The sequence below is a fragment of the Pseudoalteromonas sp. MMG033 genome (assembly GCF_057197785.1).
The window spans coordinates 3504164-3520649 of the sequence record NZ_CM170070.1 but is presented as its reverse complement, the minus strand read 5'-3'; the positions used below and the strand labels follow the sequence as shown (position 1 = coordinate 3520649).

Genomic DNA, 16486 nt, shown 5'->3' with positions numbered 1-16486 from the left:
TATTTTAAATTTGTTTGTTCAATCTGGTATTGGCGACGCCAAATTTGAACTATCGGCCAAGAATTGTGCTTTAGGATGCCCCTCTAGCTGTGTTTCAACTTTGTGTGTTTGAGAGCGTTCAACATCGATGATTATGATCACATCACCAGCATCTAGGTGCTCATTGACAAGCAGCTGGAAATACTCATCAAATGACTTTCCAGCAAGTTTTACGATGAACATGACAACAAAACCACCAATAATACTTGCTGCTAGAGCTTGTATTAAAAATTTATTTGTTAAATCAGTAAAAAAATACATGAATGTCAGTAACGCTAATGCAGTCGCACCTGCGAGTAAAAAAGCTCTCTTTCTTGCTGACAATATTTGTGTTTTCTCTATCTGAGTTGAGCCGTGTAAATGATGCGTCCTTATGCCGCTTTCATCCCGAGATAGTACGTAAAAATGGTGATCATCAATACCCAATTGATGTACTTCGTCCGAAATCATTTCTGCATCATCCAAACTATCTGTGGAATAAAATAGTCTTTTCATATCGCACGCTCCAGAATTTTTTTTGACGGTGTCAATACGAAGTCTAGACATAAATCGCTCAAAAAACATCTAAATTTGAATTTAGAACGTATTGATGTAGGTCAAGTCAATCTTGAATTTTAGCTGCATTCCCTATAACATTCCCCTCCGAGAGGGGTGTGAATGGAAACAGTTCTCAATTGCATTAATCTCGTTAATTTATTCAGGCAGGTAATGGGGTAATTACCCGCGATATCAAGTAGGTTGAATATGCTGAAAAAGTCCTTGTCATTCGTAATGGTTTTTACGATGGCGTTTCTTCTAACAGGTTGTGAGCTAGCGCTTTTTGACCCTGCGGGTCCAATTGGTGAGCAGGCGAAAGACCTGATTATAATTTCTGTGGCTTTATTACTTATTGTAATAATCCCTGTATTATTTATGTCTATTTACTTCCCGTACAAGTATCGTACTAGCAATAAAAAAGCTGAGTACAAGCCGTCGTGGGAACACTCAACAAAAATCGAACTTGTTGTTTGGATTGTGCCTTGTATGATCATCGCAGCACTTGCATATTTCACATATGTCACGTCTCACACTCTAGACCCGCGTAAGCCGCTAGGTAAAGACAAAGACACATTGACTATTCAAGTAGTGGCAATGGACTGGAAATGGCTATTCATCTATCCAGAGCAGCAAATTGCAACCGTCAACGAAATCTCAATCCCAGTAAATACGCCGGTAGAGTTCCTAATCACTTCAGACACAGTGATGAACTCATTCTTCATTCCGCGTTTGGGTAGCCAGATTTATGCGATGGCTGGTATGGAAAATAGACTTAACCTGATGGCATCTAAAGAAGGTACCTTCCGCGGTATGTCTGCTAACTACAGTGGTTTTGGTTTCTCAGGCATGAAGTTCAAAACTCACTCTGTAGATCAAGCTGGCTTTGATGCTTGGGTTAATAAAGTAAAAGCATCAGAGTATGTGCTAGACGAACCTACTTACAAAGCGCTTAGCGAGAAATCAAAAGACCATCCTGTAGTTTACTACTCGGATGTCGACCCTCTGCACTTTAAGAAAACCATAGAGAAATACACTGGGGTTCAAAATGGCAAGTAAAGCTACCATAATCACAGATCCGGATCCGCTCACGGGTAAACTGACCTGGGATTCTATTCCTGTTCATGACCCTGTTATTTTGCCAGTAATGATCTGTGCAATACTTGGCGGTATCTTCCTATTCGCACTTATTACCAAAATGGGTAAGTGGAAATACCTTTGGGAAGAATGGTTCACTTCAGTGGATCACAAAAAAATAGGTATTATGTACATCATCGCAGCGATTGTGATGCTGGTTCGTGGTTTCGCGGACGCAATTATGATGCGTACTCACCAAGCGTTAGCAACCGCTGACAGCGTGGGAGCGGGCTATCTACCTCCTGAACACTATGACCAGATCTTTACGGCTCACGGTGTAATCATGATTTTCTTCGTAGCCATGCCTTTAGTTGTTGGCTTGATGAACATTGTTGTACCTCTACAAATCGGTGCGCGTGACGTTGCATTCCCATTCCTGAACTCTTTGAGCTTCTGGTTATTCGTAGTAGGTGCATTACTAGTTAACATTTCACTATTCGTTGGTGAGTTTGCTGCAACTGGTTGGTTAGCATATCCGCCGTTATCAGGTATTGAATACAGTCCCTGGGTCGGGGTCGATTATTGGCTCTGGGCACTACAGATCTCTGGTATTGGTACTCTACTAACGGGTGTTAACTTCTTCGTTACTATCATCAGAATGCGTGCGCCTGGCATGAAGCTTATGCAAATGCCTGTATTCACATGGACTTCTCTATGTGCAAACGTACTAATCATTCTATCGTTCCCTATCCTTACTGTAACTATCACGCTTCTAACGCTAGATAGATACTTAGGTACAAACTTCTTCACTAATGACCTTGGCGGTAACCAAATGATGTACGTAAACCTCATTTGGGCATGGGGTCACCCAGAAGTTTACATTCTGATCTTACCTGCATTTGGTGTTTTCTCTGAAGTCGCTGCTACATTCTCACGTAAGCGTCTGTTCGGTTATACATCGCTTGTATGGGCAACTGCCGTTATCATGGTTTTAGCAATGGTTGTATGGCTACACCACTTCTTTACAATGGGTGCAGGCTCAAGTGTAAATGCCTTCTTTGGTATCGCCACCATGATCATAGCCGTCCCCACCGGTGTTAAGATCTTCAACTGGCTATTCACTATGTACAAAGGTCGTGTTGAATTCACAGCTTCTATGTGGTGGACATGTAGTTTCCTATTCACATTCACAATCGGTGGTATGACAGGTGTAATGCTAGCAGTACCTGCTGCTGACTTCGTACTACACAACAGCTTGTTCCTAATTGCACACTTCCACAATGTAATCATTGGTGGTGCAGTATTTGGTTACTTCGCAGGTCTTACTTACTGGTGGCCAAAAGCAACTGGTTGGATGCTGAACGAGAAACTTAACAAGCTTTCTTGTGCACTATGGACAATCGGTTTCTTCGTTGCATTTATGCCGCTATACATCCTTGGTTTCAACGGTATGACTCGTCGTCTTAACTACTATGACAACCCAGAGTGGACACCACTACTGATCGTTGCAATGATTGGTGCATTCATCGTTGCTGCTGGTATCGCTGTTCAGTTCTACATGGGCTACGTGAGCTTCAGAGACCGTAAGCAAAATATGGACGTAACTGGTGATCCGTGGGATGGTCGTACTCTTGAGTGGGCTACTTCGTCACCGCCTCCATTCTACAACTTTGCTAAGTTGCCTAAAATCCATGACCGTGATGAGCATCATTACAAGAAAGAGCATGGTATTGCTTACCAAAAGCCTGAGAAGTACTCAAAGATCCACATGCCTTCAAATACATGGGCTGGCTTTGTGATCAGTGCATTCTCACTATCTTTAGGTTTCGGTTTCGTATGGCACATCTGGTGGATGGTTATCGCTAGCTTCATCGGTATCGTAGCTTCTTGGATTGCGTACTCATTTGATCGCAACAAAGACTACTACGTACCAGTAGATCAAGTTGAAGAAATCGAGTCAAAGCACTTGGCAGCTGTTGCAGAACACGCAGCTAATAAAGGCAAGTAGAGGAAAGTTTTAAATCATGTCAAACGATCACGTAATCGCAAACGACGCTCACGATCATCACGATGATCATGAGCATCATGATACCGGTGGTGATACTATATTCGGATTCTGGATATATATCATGAGTGACTGTATTTTGTTCGCAACATTGTTTGCAACATATGCAGTACTAAGTGGCGGCTTCGCAGGCGGCCCTACACCAAAAGAGTTATTTGACCTTAATCTAGTTGCAGTTGGTACTGCGTTCCTACTATTCAGTAGTTTTACGTTTGGTATGGCAATGCTTCAAGCCAACCAGCGCAAGATGAAAGGCATGATCACTTGGTTGGTCATCACATTACTTCTAGGCCTAGGTTTCCTTGGCTTAGAAATGTATGAGTTCTGGCACTTCAGTACACTTGGTGCTACGCCGCAAACAAGTGGTTACTGGTCTGCATTCTATGCACTAGTAGCAACACACGGTTTGCACGTATTCGGTGGTATCATCTGGATGCTTGTTCTATTCGTTCACTTCAAGCGTGACGGATTTAGTGAAGATAACTTGGTAAGACTTTCTTGCCTAAGCTTATTCTGGCACTTCCTAGACATCATCTGGATCTGTGTATTTAGCGTTGTGTACTTAGTAGGAGTGATGTAATGGGCCACACTAATAATGAACATGGCACTGGCGGTGCATCTCACGGTAGCGTTAAAGAGTACACGATAGGTTTACTTCTATCTCTAGTACTAACTGCTATCCCGTTTTTAGTTGTAATGTACGATATGGCATCTCCAGCTATCACGCTTGGGATCATCCTAGTTACAGCTATTGCACAGCTATTTGTACAACTTGTATTTTTCTTACACATGAACTCATCTTCTGAGCAAATATGGAACACTACTTCAGCCGCGTTTATTGTGTTGACAGTGGCCATAGTTGTGATTGGCTCCATTTGGATTATGGAGCACCTAAATCACAACATGCTCATGGGACATTAAAATGTTAAGAAGTTACCTGTTAATTACAAAACCAGGCATTATCTTTGGTAACTTAATCACTGCGGTTGCGGGCTACGTGCTCGCAGCCAAAGGTAATATTGATTTCGTTACATTTACAGCAATGATAGTGGGTACAGTTTGTATCATCGCCTCTGGTTGCGTTTTTAATAATGTGATTGACCGTGACATCGACCAGTTGATGTCACGCACAAAGTACCGAAAGCCACTCTTAGAGTCGATTTCGGTGAACAAAGCTTTGGCTTATGCAACCCTTTTGGGTTGCATAGGTTTCGCCTCTTTAGCACTGTATGCATCAATGATGAGCTTTTATTTCGGTGTGCTAGGCTTCGTGGTATACGTTGGCCTTTACACGCTTTATTATAAAAGAAAATCTATATACGGTACTTTTGTAGGCAGTATTTCTGGCGCATGTCCTCCTGTTATGGGGTACTGTGCTGTTAACGGTCAATTTGATATTGGCGCCGTTGTGATCTTGGCAATCTTCTGTATTTGGCAAATTCCGCATTCTTATGCCATTGCTATTTACCGATTCAAAGACTACAAAGACGCAAATATTCCGGTTTTACCAATTGTCAGTGGTGTTGAAGTTGCTAGAAAACACATGATTGGCTTTATTGTTGCCTTTACTGTACTTGCACTTTCTCTATTCACGTTGAACTATGTTGGCGCTATTTTCGCCTCATTTACGTTCATCATTGGTTTGATCTGGCTATTGAGCACAATTTTCGACTTCCATCGTATGGACAATCATACTTGGGCAAAACGCGTATTTATTTTATCGCTGGTTGCCATTACTTCTATGAGTGTTCTGATGTCAGTTGATTTTGCTCATATTGACCAAAATGCATATGTGACAGCAAGGTAGAGTTATGAAGCAGTTTAAAGCCGCTCACTTACATTGGATTTTATCTTTTCTTGGTATTATTGGACTCATTTGGTTTTATCTATCAACAACCACTAAAGACTTTAACGAAACAAGAAAGTCGTTCGATGAATTGGGTGGAGATTTTACGCTGCAAAGCTATGCCGGACCTGTTTCGCTCTCTGATTATAAAGGCCAAGTCGTCGTCATGTACTTCGGCTACCTGTCTTGTGCAGAGGTATGTCCTAACTCTCTCGCTGTAATGACTAATGCATTTATGCGTTTAGAGAAGCAAGGGCTTGATCAGGTGCAGGGCTTACTTGTAACAGTAGACCCTGCGCGTGATACAGTAGAAGATTTAAAGGAATATACTGACTACTTTCACGAGCGTATTACTGGTTTGACTGGCAGCGCTGCGCAAACCAAAGAAGTTGGTGGATTATATGGTGTTTATTATGATGACGAAAACCTTGAAGAGTCGTTTATGGAATACTCAGTAGCCCATGCATCAAGATTTTACATCATAAATAAAGAAGGCGATTTAATTACCGCTATGAGCCATACAACAACGCCTAATGAACTTGCAGCTCAAATTAGAGAGCTTATGCTATGAAGACATATTTATTCATAGCTGGCCTTTTAATGGCAAGTACTCAGGTGGTTGCAAAAAACTCGATTGAAACGATTATTGAAAAATATAATGTCAAACATTGCCATAGCGAATTAAAAGCGATGGCGGGTGATATTATTGGCTCAAAAAAACATCGTTTATTGGTATCAAACCAAACCAACAAAAATGAACTTGAAACTTTGTTGGTAACGGGTGTACTTGAATATAAAGACAGACAAAGCCATATCACTTTTTCTATGTCTCACAGTGCGGGCCATTGTGAAGTAGCGTATAAAGAAAGTTTTGCTGTTAAAAACCCATGTATTGTGGTGCGTGAGGAAGTATTCAAAAAGTGGCTATTCAAAGGTAAATTGAACGACGAGACACATGTTTTTGCTCATAAAAGAGATAAAAACTTTGTTGGCTATATGACCAGCACAAAAGACGGTTCTTATTGTTTAGTTAGCCGTCAGAAAAAGACTTCTTAGTCTGTAAAGTTACAGTGCAGTAACCCTTACTGCACTTTCTTACTCCCCTTCCCTGCTATCACCACCTTTTTAACGCGGCACAAAGCGTTCAGTAAAGAGTTTTATCAAAATATTAGGTAAAGGATACTTCTTATAAATCACCTTGAGATAAGCTTGCCATGCATCTTCTTTGAGCTTTTTAAGTTCATCCTCAGATACAATACCGTCGAAAATTGCTGAGAAATCCTTTAAAAACTGTACATCTCGACGTCGACTGGTTTTAGCATACCCCTTGCCAGCATAGTGAATAAAGTCGGCATCTAGGTAGCTGCCATTACCAAACATATCCATGTGATTAAATGCTTTATCAATCCCCTGATGTTTTAAACCATGTTTATGCAAACAATAATTAAAGTAGCTTTGCTCGTAAAAAGAGACCTCATTACATATCAGCTGCAAGTCTTCCAAATTAGTTATTGAGAATAACCCAGCTTCTTTAGAAGTCAGTATTACTCCTGCATTGTAATATGTCCGCATACCACTTTCAGTTGCCCATTCTACTGGCCCTAATTTTTCACAAATAAGCGAAATATCTGCTTGGCGGTCTTTTAGCAAACCTTCATTAAGCCAATAAGTTGTATCTAACTCTTTATGCAGTTCAAATATGTCTCGCGCATCTGGTCGAATGATAATATCAGAGTCAACGTAGAGTACTCTGTCATACTCATTCAATAGCTCCCCAATCCTAAGCTTTTCAGTCCAAGCAGGAGATGCATTAAACTTGGGGTTAACAATATCTATTTTATAGTGTAATTGGTCAGATACGATTAAATCAGCACCCACCTTTTGTGCGTAAAGTTTAAAACTATGTAGTGCAGCTTTGTACATTGGGTTGTCACCAATGGCCAAAGTAAAAATGGCTTTTTTCATTACTCTCCTTTGTCCAAAACCTTGCGAGATAACAACCCCGCAATTATTTGAACGCTTTACTTAGTCAGAAAACCGCTCAGATTCTAGAAGATAAGCGCATATGTTACAAATATATTTATAAAATAAACCCAGACCATTGATATATTGGATTTTTAATAACTATGGATAAAAATATTATCTTCGTATAGCCATGTTAATTTGCAAAGGTAACATCACCCGAGCTTAAATGCTGTTCTATATTGAAACACGGAAAATGAAAAATGTATTATTCTGTCGTTTTATGTTGATCGTTGACTGTTAGTTTGACTAAGCTTCATTTCTCATAAAGCTTAGTAATTAATCATCAAAGGTGCGTACTATCGGCAATGGTCAGCTCACCATTTAATGACATTCTAACCTTGTCTTCGTTATATATTTCGAGTTTACCTGGTAGTCCAACCAAGTAAGTCATTTCTGGAGAAAACAATTCTACCCAATCGTTGTTTTTATACTTTTGAATGGAATGCTTTATGGTGCTCTCTTTTCCACGCTTGATAGATTTTTCATAGTCTACATTTAAAACTACTCTATAAGTCGGTCTGTTCTTTTCATCGTAGTAGGTGATATCCGCAGGCTGTTCATCTTTGAGTGTCATTTTGACTTCATACAAGGCCTCTGTGCCAACTTGAAGTGCAAATTCATATTTTAAATTAGGTTCAGGTATCTCGTTCGCAGCCTGCGCACTACCGAAACAAAAGCAAAAAGATGTAATGAATAAGGTCGATTTATACCAATTATTAAGCATGAATTACTTCCTGGTTTTATTTTATATATCTATGGATATTCCACATATATTAATTAGCTTAAAATGAGCCATGAGATGTGGAAAATAATGTAAATCTAGAACGGTAAGATATGACTAAGCGAATGAAGATAGACTGAATGGTTAATAAGCGCAAAGTTTTACATATAAATAATAAAAGTTATTTAAAGTCAGAAGAGGCGGTCTATTCCCCCTCTTCATTTACATTGGTATTTAACTACCAATATTAGTCGACACTTTATAGCTCATTTGAACATCTTCAACAAATTCGCTCATGCCTGGGCGTTTCAAAAATAGCGTGCGTGTATAGTTTGAGATAGCCCATATGACGCCTTCTCTATCGACATCGATATTATAAAATGAGCCAAATTTAACCAGATTGCCATTATTCAGTGTGTATACGCTCTGCGGTCCATCGTTGCTACCATAAACACTGGCTACAACAAACACTTGGCCGCCACCAACTGCGATGTCAACAAGCGAACATAAATCGCCACAGGCTACTTTTTGTTGTGCCCACTTTACGCCATCATACTTAAACAACTTGTCACTTTCAGTGATGGCCCAAATAACACCACCTAGCGCAACATCAATTTTTTTAATTTTTTCATTGCTAATGGCATAGTAACCTTCGAAACTATCGCTGACATCATTGAACTTCTTCAAAGTACCATCGCCATTCACGCAGTATGCATGTTCTACTGTAAATGAGCTTACATCCTGTGCGCCCCAGCAGCCCACAACCGATTGCCAGTCATAATTTTGGTATCGATATGCATTGCCATTTTCTCCAACCGCAAAAGTCGCTCCTTCATAATATGCATACCCTTTATCATCAGGTCCGGTACCAAAATGATAGTGAAAATATCCACCTGCTGTTGCAATGGCCTTTTGACCATGTGGCAATGGCTTTTCACGCCACAGCCCAGCTGAGTCATCTTTATGCACCCATGGCACGCCTAAGTGATCAATCGCGACTCGCACAGGTGAATTTATTTCTGCTTCAGCTTGCGCGTTGCCTGATAACGCCACGCCCAAAGTTGCAATCACAGCCAATGTTAAACTTGTAAGTTTCATTTCCTTATTCCTATGTTTATTGTTGCCTCGACTGGATAGTTACACAGATATAACAACTGTAATTGTACCCATATGCGTAATTCAGATACTTTTCTAACAAGTTTTGGGAATTATTCTTACCATTTTCTAGTACTCCAAATTATTGATTAGTTTCAACAATCAAAAACACTGCTGCACACAGATACATACAACAGTGCAATTTGAATAACCCTACTCACTTCGATGGTTAAAAGAAAAGCTCGCTTCAGGGATCACTTGTCCAGACTTGTCATGTGGCGTTGTGTAAAAGCTCACATTTAAGCTGTCGCTGCGATTATCGAGCTCAATATGGGCAAAGCCCCAGATAAAGCTTTTAGCCCAAATTAAGTCATATTCTGGATAACGTTTTTCTTGTTGCTGAGAAAATGGCGTGTGTGTACCACGCATTTTTGAGGCTGCTCCACTGATAATGAGTGGAAGTTTTGGCTTGTTGTTCCCCGGCATAACACGAGAGCAGTCATCTGTCAGTAACTCAAGATCATGCTCATGTCCTGCAATGTAGGCATCTGCATACTGACATAACTCAGGTAAAATCAGTCTTCTAAGTACATGGCCCTCATCATATTTAGTTCCACCAATAGACCACAAGATGTGATGTCCATACACAATCTTCCATTTTGCGGTTGATGTTTTCAGTCCCTTAGCAAGCCAAGCAAGTTGCTTATGGTCTTCACCATTGACCGGCGACTCATGTATTTCTATGTCCTCTACTTCCGCATGTCCGTGTGCCAGTGCCGTCGCAAGACCTTGCTCACTGCCATCTTTTGCCAGTGGAATTTCATAATAATGCTGCCCTGATAACAGCATATTAGTATCGAGCACAAAAAACTCTACGTCATTGCCTGTCTCACCCACTCTGTAACGGTAGTATCCCCGTTTATCCATATGAAAGTTAGGTTGATTAGCCATCCATTGCGTTTGCAGTTTTACGCCCTTTCGAGATGTCTTCCAATCATGATTGCCAAGTGCAGAGTACACCACCAGCTCTTTATTATTCTTAAATAGCGGCTTTAAGGGACCTAATATCAAATCATTCATGCGCTTTTGGTCATCTTTACCATCATTCGCATCCGCACCATCTGGGTAGATATTATCGCCAAGCTGAATACCAAACTCGCAAGCTTTGCGCTCACATAGTGTCGCCATTGCTTTACCAACAGCCGCAGCTCCGGTATCTTCTGTGGCGATTTCTGTGCCAGGATAAACGTAAATTGGCGCGTGATTAAATTCCTCTATTGGCCTGTGATCCTCTAACCAGTCAGCGCGTTCGGCTTCTATAAATTGCTGTTTGTTTTTAGGCTTTTTAATATGCTTAGTTTTTGGATAATCAGGGTGATATCCCCCATCACCAAAAGCCAAAAACGAAATAGAATCTTGAGCAGCCACATTAAATGAGCCACTGAGTAATAACGCAGATACTGCGAAGCAAGAGGTAGATAACTTCATACATTTTCGCTGCAAGGTTACCCAAGCAGCGCCATTGTTGTTTTTAGAAAATTAGAAAGAACTTAAGGTGATACCCAATTGATAGGCGCGGCCATAACTTTCATATTGATAGTTATAACGCTGCTCGCCGTGATACACGTAATACGGCTCATCCGTCAGGTTGACTGCATTAAAATAAACTTGGGTTTGCTCATCGATGAAATACTTCACACTGAGGTCTATTTGGTTATGGGCGTCTTGATACACTCGCGCATCATTTTCAGTCATAATGTAGAACTTACTTTTGTAGCTAGCACTGAGGCGGGCACTGATCTCGTCATTTTCATACCCAATCATCAGGTTTGCCACTGTGTCAGACTGATTTGGCAGACCCTCATCTGCATCAATAAAAGTGCCATTAGCTGAAATCATCAGGCCATTATCAAAGTTTTTCGTGTACGCCAGCTCAATGCCACTCAATTGGGCTTTGCCGCCATTTACCGATTGGATAACTTCTTCAAAACCATCCCACTTGCCATTGTCTTGCACTTGCTGCTTAGCAATAAAATTATCGATATTTTTGTGGAACAACCCCGCAGACATAATGCCAACCTTGCCGGGGTAATATTCAATTGAGAAATCAAGGTTGCTCGATTCATAAGGGTTTAAATCAGGGTTGCCAACCTCGCCTTTGCGTTCTACTTGAATACCATCGTCATCACTGGATGTTTCGCTCTCTAATAACTGAAAAGCTGCGGCATCACCAAAGCTTGGTCTTGCAATCGTATGTGTGTAGGCAAAACGCGTGATTAATTCATCCGAATAGGCATATCTAAGTGTCAGGTTTGGTAATAAATGATCGTAGCTTTTGCTGACATTCCATGGCGTAATTGCAACTTGTTCGCTGTCTTCAATCTCATTTTTGAGTAGCTCAACACGGCTCCCTGATGTCTCATAATCAGTATCTTCGTAGCGCAGCCCAGCAATAACATTTAAGTCATTAATGTCGATACTCGCCATCACATATGCAGCTGCTACGCGCTCTTCAGATGTATAGGATTTACCTTTGCTCTCAATGTCTGTTTCTAATTGATTAAGTGTGAAGTACGCTTGATTCTCTGCAAAAAAATGTCTTATGCCACTTCGCGACAAACCTGGTCCAAACTGGCCGAGATCGTACTCTGGATTGTCTGTTGCAAAGCGCATTGCCGTAACGTCATCAAAACCGTCATCATAAACGTTGGTATTCACAAGGTTGCGTTTTTCACGGTCGCTGTATTTAACACCGGCTTTTAACTGTGCATTGTGCCCTTTTATGACTAAATCTTTACTCACATCAAGTTTAAAACTGAGCGCGTCATCTTCGCTGAGGTTGTGTTCACTGACAATCTCATCTAATGCGAAATTACTTAGGTCATGGGCATTGTCCGAATGAGCGAGTGTTGGTGCGTCACCTAGACTGCCATAACCCAGAGTAAAACCTTCTCCCGCAAAATCGACATCTAATCGGTTAGGCTCAATTTCATCCGACTTTGAATAACCAAGGTTGTATTCCACAAACCAGCTTTGCAGTATGTGCTCCCCTCCCGCCACCAACGACAGAATACTTTGCTCTTCATATCTATCCTTGGTGTCTCTGTCCATTTCCGCGTCAGTGAAATATGCCGCACTTGAACTTGACTCTGCTTCGATGTACTTGCCTTTGTCATACTTATATTCGTTGCGAAGACGATATTCATCGTCCGAGAATTCACTATATAAAGTCCGCAAATAGTACTTATTGAATGTATTATGATGAAGGTCTAAGTTGAGCGCAGCACCTAGTCGTTCACGAGTCACTAGATAATGACGCTGCTCTATCTCTTCGGCACCATAAAATGCAGCATCTTCTCCTGTTGAGGCCTCTTCTTGTTCTAAAGCCATCCAACCCCCGTCCGTTTCCATATTATGCGATCCAAACTTTCGTTCGAACCAAGAAACGGCTGTCGCAACACCTAACTGCGTATCATTGGAAAGCGCAAAAATATCACTAAAACTCGCTGACAATTTAGGGCTAGATTCACTAACCTGTTCGTTATAAGAGCCTTGCGCCGTAAAGCTGTAACTTTGCCCTTGCCTGTCAAACGCGCTGAGGCTTTTTACATTGATGCTGCCACCAATCGCACTGGCGTCCATATCTGGCGTGACGGTTTTGCTCACTTCTAAGCTTTGAATAATTTCACTGGGGATCACATCCATTGCGACACTGCGTACACCCGCTTCAGGCGAAGGTACGTTGGCACCATTAATCGACACATTATTCAGCCCAGGATCGATACCGCGAATTCCGACAAAGCGCCCTTCACCTTGGTCGCGCTGAATATACATCCCCGGTAAACGCTGTAATGCTTCTGCTGCATTTTGATCAGGAAGCTGGCCAATGCCATCTGCACTCACCACAGACATAATACCGTCGGCATTTTTTTGTCGGTTAAATGCCCCTGCTTGTCCTGCGCGCTGGACAACCACAATGATATTATCCAAATCTTCTTGCACAGGCTTGAGCTTCACAGCCACTTGCGTTAGTTGGTCGTCATTGATTGTTATTATTTGAACGGAAGATTGAGCACCAATATAGGAGATTTCCAGCGTGTATTCCCCAGCGGGCAGTTTAGTAAACACAAAACGTCCATCTCGACTTGTACTGATGTGTTTATTTAACTCAACGAGTTTGACATGCGCGCCTTCAAAAAACGCTTTATTTTGTGTATCTCCTACTTGCCCTTGCAGTGTATTTGCATGTGTGCCACTTGCAAACACGCCCAATAGTAGCGCAATGGCTTGATAGGACTTTGAAAAAGGTAACGGTAGTGATTGTTTCATATTTATCTCTTACAGATTGTGTTGATTGATTACCCTAAAAATCGCAGCAACAATATCTGGACAATATGAATTATTTATTTCATCACTAAACCGAAGGTACTGATTTAGCTAGCTTTTAGATTAAAACACTGAGCATTTGAGCTAATTTCACCCTCTTAAATAAGCTCAAAACAATAAACTGAGACTCTTTTAGCCTTAAATTGCCATCAAAGTTAAAAAAACTGTCAAAGTAATGAGCTAAATTGACCCTGTTCAAGAAATTTCACTGCAATAACATAACAACAATAAACATTTTGCTCGGCATCAATTTATGGCTCACTTTATTACATCGATAAAACACATTCATTTATGGGCACTGCTTATCGTGTCTGTCACCATCACAATATTAATGGCAGTACACTTTGGTGAATTAAAACCTTACGCCCAATTCGAAATACTTGACGCAATTGGTGAAGGAGGACTTGCTGCCATGTCTTTAGTGTGGCTAGTTGCAACATTATTGAGCCGCCCACAAGGACGCGTTACGACGGCGCTTTCTTTTGGCCTAACCTTGATGCTGATTTCATTGCTCTTAGATTGCCTAGATGAGTTCTTTTCTTTTAACCACATCCATCCAACTCTCAGCTCACTTGAAGCTTTCCCCGCATTACTCGGTATGATTGTGATGAGCATTGCCATGTATTGGTGGTATCAAGAGCAAACTTTTTTAAACTTAACGTTATTAAGAAAAGAGCGACATTTTAGAGAGCATACCTTTACCGACTATGTGACTGGTTTATACAGTGCGCGCTACATGGAAAAGCAAATTGACGCGGAGGTTTCGCAGCTCATCGATGATGGTACTCGGTTCTGTGTCGCAATCTTAGACTTAAAAGCCTATAGCCAGTTTTGCTTTAAACACGGTATCACCAAAGGCGAGCTATTACTTCGCGACACAGGGCAATTGATCACCCTAAATATTCGTGGCTGCGATCTCACATGCCGTTACGCTGGGGATAAATTCATTGTCTTATACCCTGCGACTAAGCTCAGTACTGCCATAGACATCACAAACCGAGTGTGCACTGCCGCAAAAGTCCACCACCAGTACGATAAAAATCTCGTCACATTAAACCCGAGTACACTGCACTATGCGTGCATTGAAGTTTCACTTGCGATGCAAAGCGTGCAAATTTTTGAGCAGCTGATGGCTCAACTTGCTCACAATAAGCAGGCCTGTTAATGCCTTACTTTGAATCAAACAATCTAAGATTTAACAGTCATCAATTGTTAGAACCACTGGTTGAGCTGGCAAAGCAACGGGGAATACATCCAGACAAAGCGCTCAAAGGCACCAAGATATTTTACAAGGATTTCAAAAATCAAAACCACAACTCTAGTTATGCGCAACTAGAACAAATCATAGAAAACATTACAAAACACAATTTAAGTCAAGACATTAGCTTTGTGTTGGGTCAACACCTATTGCATAGTCTTTGTGCTAAATATGCATCGTATTTGTTTCATTGTATCGACTTGAAAGCGTTGCTGATAGCCTGTAAACAACTGGAAAATGACCTATTTCCCTACTTCAGCATACGTATGCTTAGAGAAGGGCAAGCTATTCATTTCTTTGTAAACCCCGCTGTCAGTGAGCCATCTCCTTGCACCTATCAGTTTTTACTCGAAGTTTGGCTTAGCCTTATAAATGGCTTTATCAAATGGCGATTCAATAATTTAGAGATACAATTTCAACTGCCCTACGGCACGCCTGCGCACATTGAACATTACCATGCGATGCAGGTTGGTACGCTATCATTTGGTCACCACGCCTGTACTGTCGAGATCCGAAAAACTGTACTTCAGGCACGGCAATACGATGCCGTTGCAGCTTTGCAAAGCAATCTAGTCACTTTGCAGCCCTGCACATCAATGGGCTTTTTATCTTATGCAGAAACGTTTTTGATCCATCACCCCAAAGCATGCTTAGAAGATCTCGCCAACCACTTTAAGATCAGCGAAGCAACAATGAAAAGAAAACTCAATCAACATAACAGTCAATTCAGTAGCTTAAAAGACAGAGTGCTTAGCCAGCAGGCCGCATTTTGTATTCAACAACAAGGTTACTCAAATGCACAGGTAGCAAAAGCACTCGCGTTTAACGATTTACCTAATTTTCGCCGAGCGTTTAAACGCTGGTTTGGTGTCACACCGTCAGAGCTTCGAAATACTTAGACAGTACCCGAATGTTGCCTATTCACAATGCCTCATGGAATGTTTATTGCTTATATTTCATACGCTCAATCTCATTTTAAGGATAAAAGATGACCAGTAACATTACAGCCAATTCTCCCCAAGCCCCAAGCGGACATCAAACTTTAAAAAACCGCCAAGCCGTGACTGAATCGAGCTCAGTCCATAGTGCTCATACAGATACTCATAATAATATACGCAGTAGGCAATTTGATTTTTCTAATATGACATTAGAAGAGCAATCAAATGCTGCTGAGGCGCTTTATCAGCAAGGCGTGTTAAGCCTTGGCGAGGTTGCATTTTTAACTGGGCGATACAATTTAATTAAACATGATGGTGAGCTCGGCGGGACGACGCTTGCACAAGCAAAAGCTGAAAAGTTCGATGTGATAGGTCAATTAAAAGAAAACTTATCCACCGTTAAAAGTCAGGGCGCAGCAACACAAGATGTGGTCAGAAATTATGAAACTATGATCAACAAACTTGAAGTATATCAGTTCGGCTTTCATGCCAGCGCATAATT

16 protein-coding genes are annotated in these 16486 nt (G+C 41.2%); 10 read left to right on the top strand and 6 right to left on the bottom strand.

Going from position 1 to position 16486, the window contains the following annotated elements:
• Positions 1-18 precede the first annotated feature (18 nt).
• Positions 19-534: a hypothetical protein gene (locus AC2CZC_RS15360; protein WP_484582458.1), complete on the bottom strand. Its 516-nt coding sequence runs from the start codon at positions 532-534 to the stop codon at positions 19-21.
• Positions 535-822: 288 nt separating this feature from the next.
• Between AC2CZC_RS15360 and cyoA the strand changes: the two genes are divergently transcribed.
• The 7 genes from cyoA to AC2CZC_RS15325 are packed head-to-tail and all read left to right on the top strand — an operon-like array spanning position 823 to position 6617.
• Entirely contained in the window at positions 823-1632 is an 810-nt protein-coding gene (cyoA, locus tag AC2CZC_RS15355) for a ubiquinol oxidase subunit II (RefSeq protein ID WP_230851852.1), read from the top strand.
• Positions 1622-3658, top strand: a complete 2037-nt coding sequence (gene cyoB / locus AC2CZC_RS15350) for a cytochrome o ubiquinol oxidase subunit I (protein WP_484582457.1) — start codon at positions 1622-1624, stop codon at positions 3656-3658. Before cyoA ends, cyoB begins: the two co-directional genes overlap by 11 nt.
• 16 nt (positions 3659-3674) lie before the next feature.
• The gene (gene cyoC / locus AC2CZC_RS15345) at positions 3675-4295 is read left to right on the top strand and encodes a cytochrome o ubiquinol oxidase subunit III (RefSeq protein ID WP_039609742.1); all 621 of its coding nucleotides are present in this window, start codon (positions 3675-3677) and stop codon (positions 4293-4295) included.
• Entirely contained in the window at positions 4295-4636 is a 342-nt protein-coding gene (cyoD, locus tag AC2CZC_RS15340; protein WP_039609741.1) for a cytochrome o ubiquinol oxidase subunit IV, read from the top strand. The genes cyoC and cyoD overlap by 1 nt, the downstream gene beginning before the upstream one ends.
• Before the next feature lies 1 nt (position 4637).
• Positions 4638-5522 (top strand): heme o synthase, encoded by an 885-nt coding sequence (gene cyoE, locus AC2CZC_RS15335; protein ID WP_063364051.1) that lies wholly within the window; start codon positions 4638-4640, stop codon positions 5520-5522.
• Positions 5523-5526: 4 nt separating this feature from the next.
• Positions 5527-6132, top strand: coding sequence for an SCO family protein (locus AC2CZC_RS15330; protein WP_063364052.1), 606 nt, complete (start codon positions 5527-5529; stop codon positions 6130-6132).
• The gene (locus AC2CZC_RS15325) at positions 6129-6617 is read left to right on the top strand and encodes a hypothetical protein (protein WP_484582456.1); all 489 of its coding nucleotides are present in this window, start codon (positions 6129-6131) and stop codon (positions 6615-6617) included. Before AC2CZC_RS15330 ends, AC2CZC_RS15325 begins: the two co-directional genes overlap by 4 nt.
• A 69-nt stretch (positions 6618-6686) precedes the next feature.
• Here AC2CZC_RS15325 and AC2CZC_RS15320 read toward each other — a convergent pair whose 3' ends face one another.
• From AC2CZC_RS15320 to AC2CZC_RS15300, 5 genes are all read right to left on the bottom strand, one after another.
• Entirely contained in the window at positions 6687-7526 is an 840-nt protein-coding gene (locus AC2CZC_RS15320; RefSeq protein WP_484582455.1) for a glycosyltransferase, read from the bottom strand.
• Positions 7527-7869: 343 nt separating this feature from the next.
• A complete protein-coding gene (locus tag AC2CZC_RS15315) occupies positions 7870-8310 on the bottom strand; it encodes a hypothetical protein (protein ID WP_484582454.1) in 441 nt (146 codons plus the stop codon).
• Between the two features lie 231 nt (positions 8311-8541).
• On the bottom strand, positions 8542-9405 hold the full coding sequence (locus tag AC2CZC_RS15310) for a hypothetical protein (RefSeq protein ID WP_484582453.1): 864 nt from the start codon (positions 9403-9405) through the stop codon (positions 8542-8544).
• Positions 9406-9615: 210 nt separating this feature from the next.
• A complete protein-coding gene (locus AC2CZC_RS15305) occupies positions 9616-10890 on the bottom strand; it encodes a metallophosphoesterase (protein WP_484582452.1) in 1275 nt (424 codons plus the stop codon).
• Between the two features lie 51 nt (positions 10891-10941).
• Positions 10942-13731: a TonB-dependent receptor gene (locus AC2CZC_RS15300; RefSeq protein ID WP_484582451.1), complete on the bottom strand. Its 2790-nt coding sequence runs from the start codon at positions 13729-13731 to the stop codon at positions 10942-10944.
• Positions 13732-14041: 310 nt separating this feature from the next.
• Here AC2CZC_RS15300 and AC2CZC_RS15295 point away from each other — a divergent pair, with 310 nt between their 5' ends.
• From AC2CZC_RS15295 to AC2CZC_RS15285, 3 genes are all read left to right on the top strand, one after another.
• Positions 14042-14953 carry a GGDEF domain-containing protein gene (locus AC2CZC_RS15295; protein WP_484582450.1) on the top strand — a complete coding sequence of 304 codons (912 nt, stop codon included), beginning with the start codon at positions 14042-14044 and terminating at the stop codon, positions 14951-14953.
• Positions 14953-15945, top strand: coding sequence for a helix-turn-helix transcriptional regulator (locus AC2CZC_RS15290; RefSeq protein WP_484582449.1), 993 nt, complete (start codon positions 14953-14955; stop codon positions 15943-15945). The genes AC2CZC_RS15295 and AC2CZC_RS15290 overlap by 1 nt, the downstream gene beginning before the upstream one ends.
• 89 nt (positions 15946-16034) lie before the next feature.
• Positions 16035-16484 carry a hypothetical protein gene (locus tag AC2CZC_RS15285; RefSeq protein ID WP_484582448.1) on the top strand — a complete coding sequence of 150 codons (450 nt, stop codon included), beginning with the start codon at positions 16035-16037 and terminating at the stop codon, positions 16482-16484.
• Positions 16485-16486: the final 2 nt, after the last annotated feature.

What these genes read in the sequence shown, in the direction of transcription:
- AC2CZC_RS15360 (WP_484582458.1), bottom strand. Translation starts at nt 534, where the DNA reads ATGAAAAGACTATTTTATTCCACAGATAGTTTGGATGATGCAGAAATG.
- cyoA (WP_230851852.1), top strand. Translation starts at nt 823, where the DNA reads ATGGCGTTTCTTCTAACAGGTTGTGAGCTAGCGCTTTTTGACCCTGCG.
- cyoB (WP_484582457.1), top strand. Translation starts at nt 1,622, where the DNA reads ATGGCAAGTAAAGCTACCATAATCACAGATCCGGATCCGCTCACGGGT.
- cyoC (WP_039609742.1), top strand. Translation starts at nt 3,675, where the DNA reads ATGTCAAACGATCACGTAATCGCAAACGACGCTCACGATCATCACGAT.
- cyoD (WP_039609741.1), top strand. Translation starts at nt 4,295, where the DNA reads ATGGGCCACACTAATAATGAACATGGCACTGGCGGTGCATCTCACGGT.
- cyoE (WP_063364051.1), top strand. Translation starts at nt 4,638, where the DNA reads ATGTTAAGAAGTTACCTGTTAATTACAAAACCAGGCATTATCTTTGGT.
- AC2CZC_RS15330 (WP_063364052.1), top strand. Translation starts at nt 5,527, where the DNA reads ATGAAGCAGTTTAAAGCCGCTCACTTACATTGGATTTTATCTTTTCTT.
- AC2CZC_RS15325 (WP_484582456.1), top strand. Translation starts at nt 6,129, where the DNA reads ATGAAGACATATTTATTCATAGCTGGCCTTTTAATGGCAAGTACTCAG.
- AC2CZC_RS15320 (WP_484582455.1), bottom strand. Translation starts at nt 7,526, where the DNA reads ATGAAAAAAGCCATTTTTACTTTGGCCATTGGTGACAACCCAATGTAC.
- AC2CZC_RS15315 (WP_484582454.1), bottom strand. Translation starts at nt 8,310, where the DNA reads ATGCTTAATAATTGGTATAAATCGACCTTATTCATTACATCTTTTTGC.
- AC2CZC_RS15310 (WP_484582453.1), bottom strand. Translation starts at nt 9,405, where the DNA reads ATGAAACTTACAAGTTTAACATTGGCTGTGATTGCAACTTTGGGCGTG.
- AC2CZC_RS15305 (WP_484582452.1), bottom strand. Translation starts at nt 10,890, where the DNA reads ATGAAGTTATCTACCTCTTGCTTCGCAGTATCTGCGTTATTACTCAGT.
- AC2CZC_RS15300 (WP_484582451.1), bottom strand. Translation starts at nt 13,731, where the DNA reads ATGAAACAATCACTACCGTTACCTTTTTCAAAGTCCTATCAAGCCATT.
- AC2CZC_RS15295 (WP_484582450.1), top strand. Translation starts at nt 14,042, where the DNA reads ATGGCTCACTTTATTACATCGATAAAACACATTCATTTATGGGCACTG.
- AC2CZC_RS15290 (WP_484582449.1), top strand. Translation starts at nt 14,953, where the DNA reads ATGCCTTACTTTGAATCAAACAATCTAAGATTTAACAGTCATCAATTG.
- AC2CZC_RS15285 (WP_484582448.1), top strand. Translation starts at nt 16,035, where the DNA reads ATGACCAGTAACATTACAGCCAATTCTCCCCAAGCCCCAAGCGGACAT.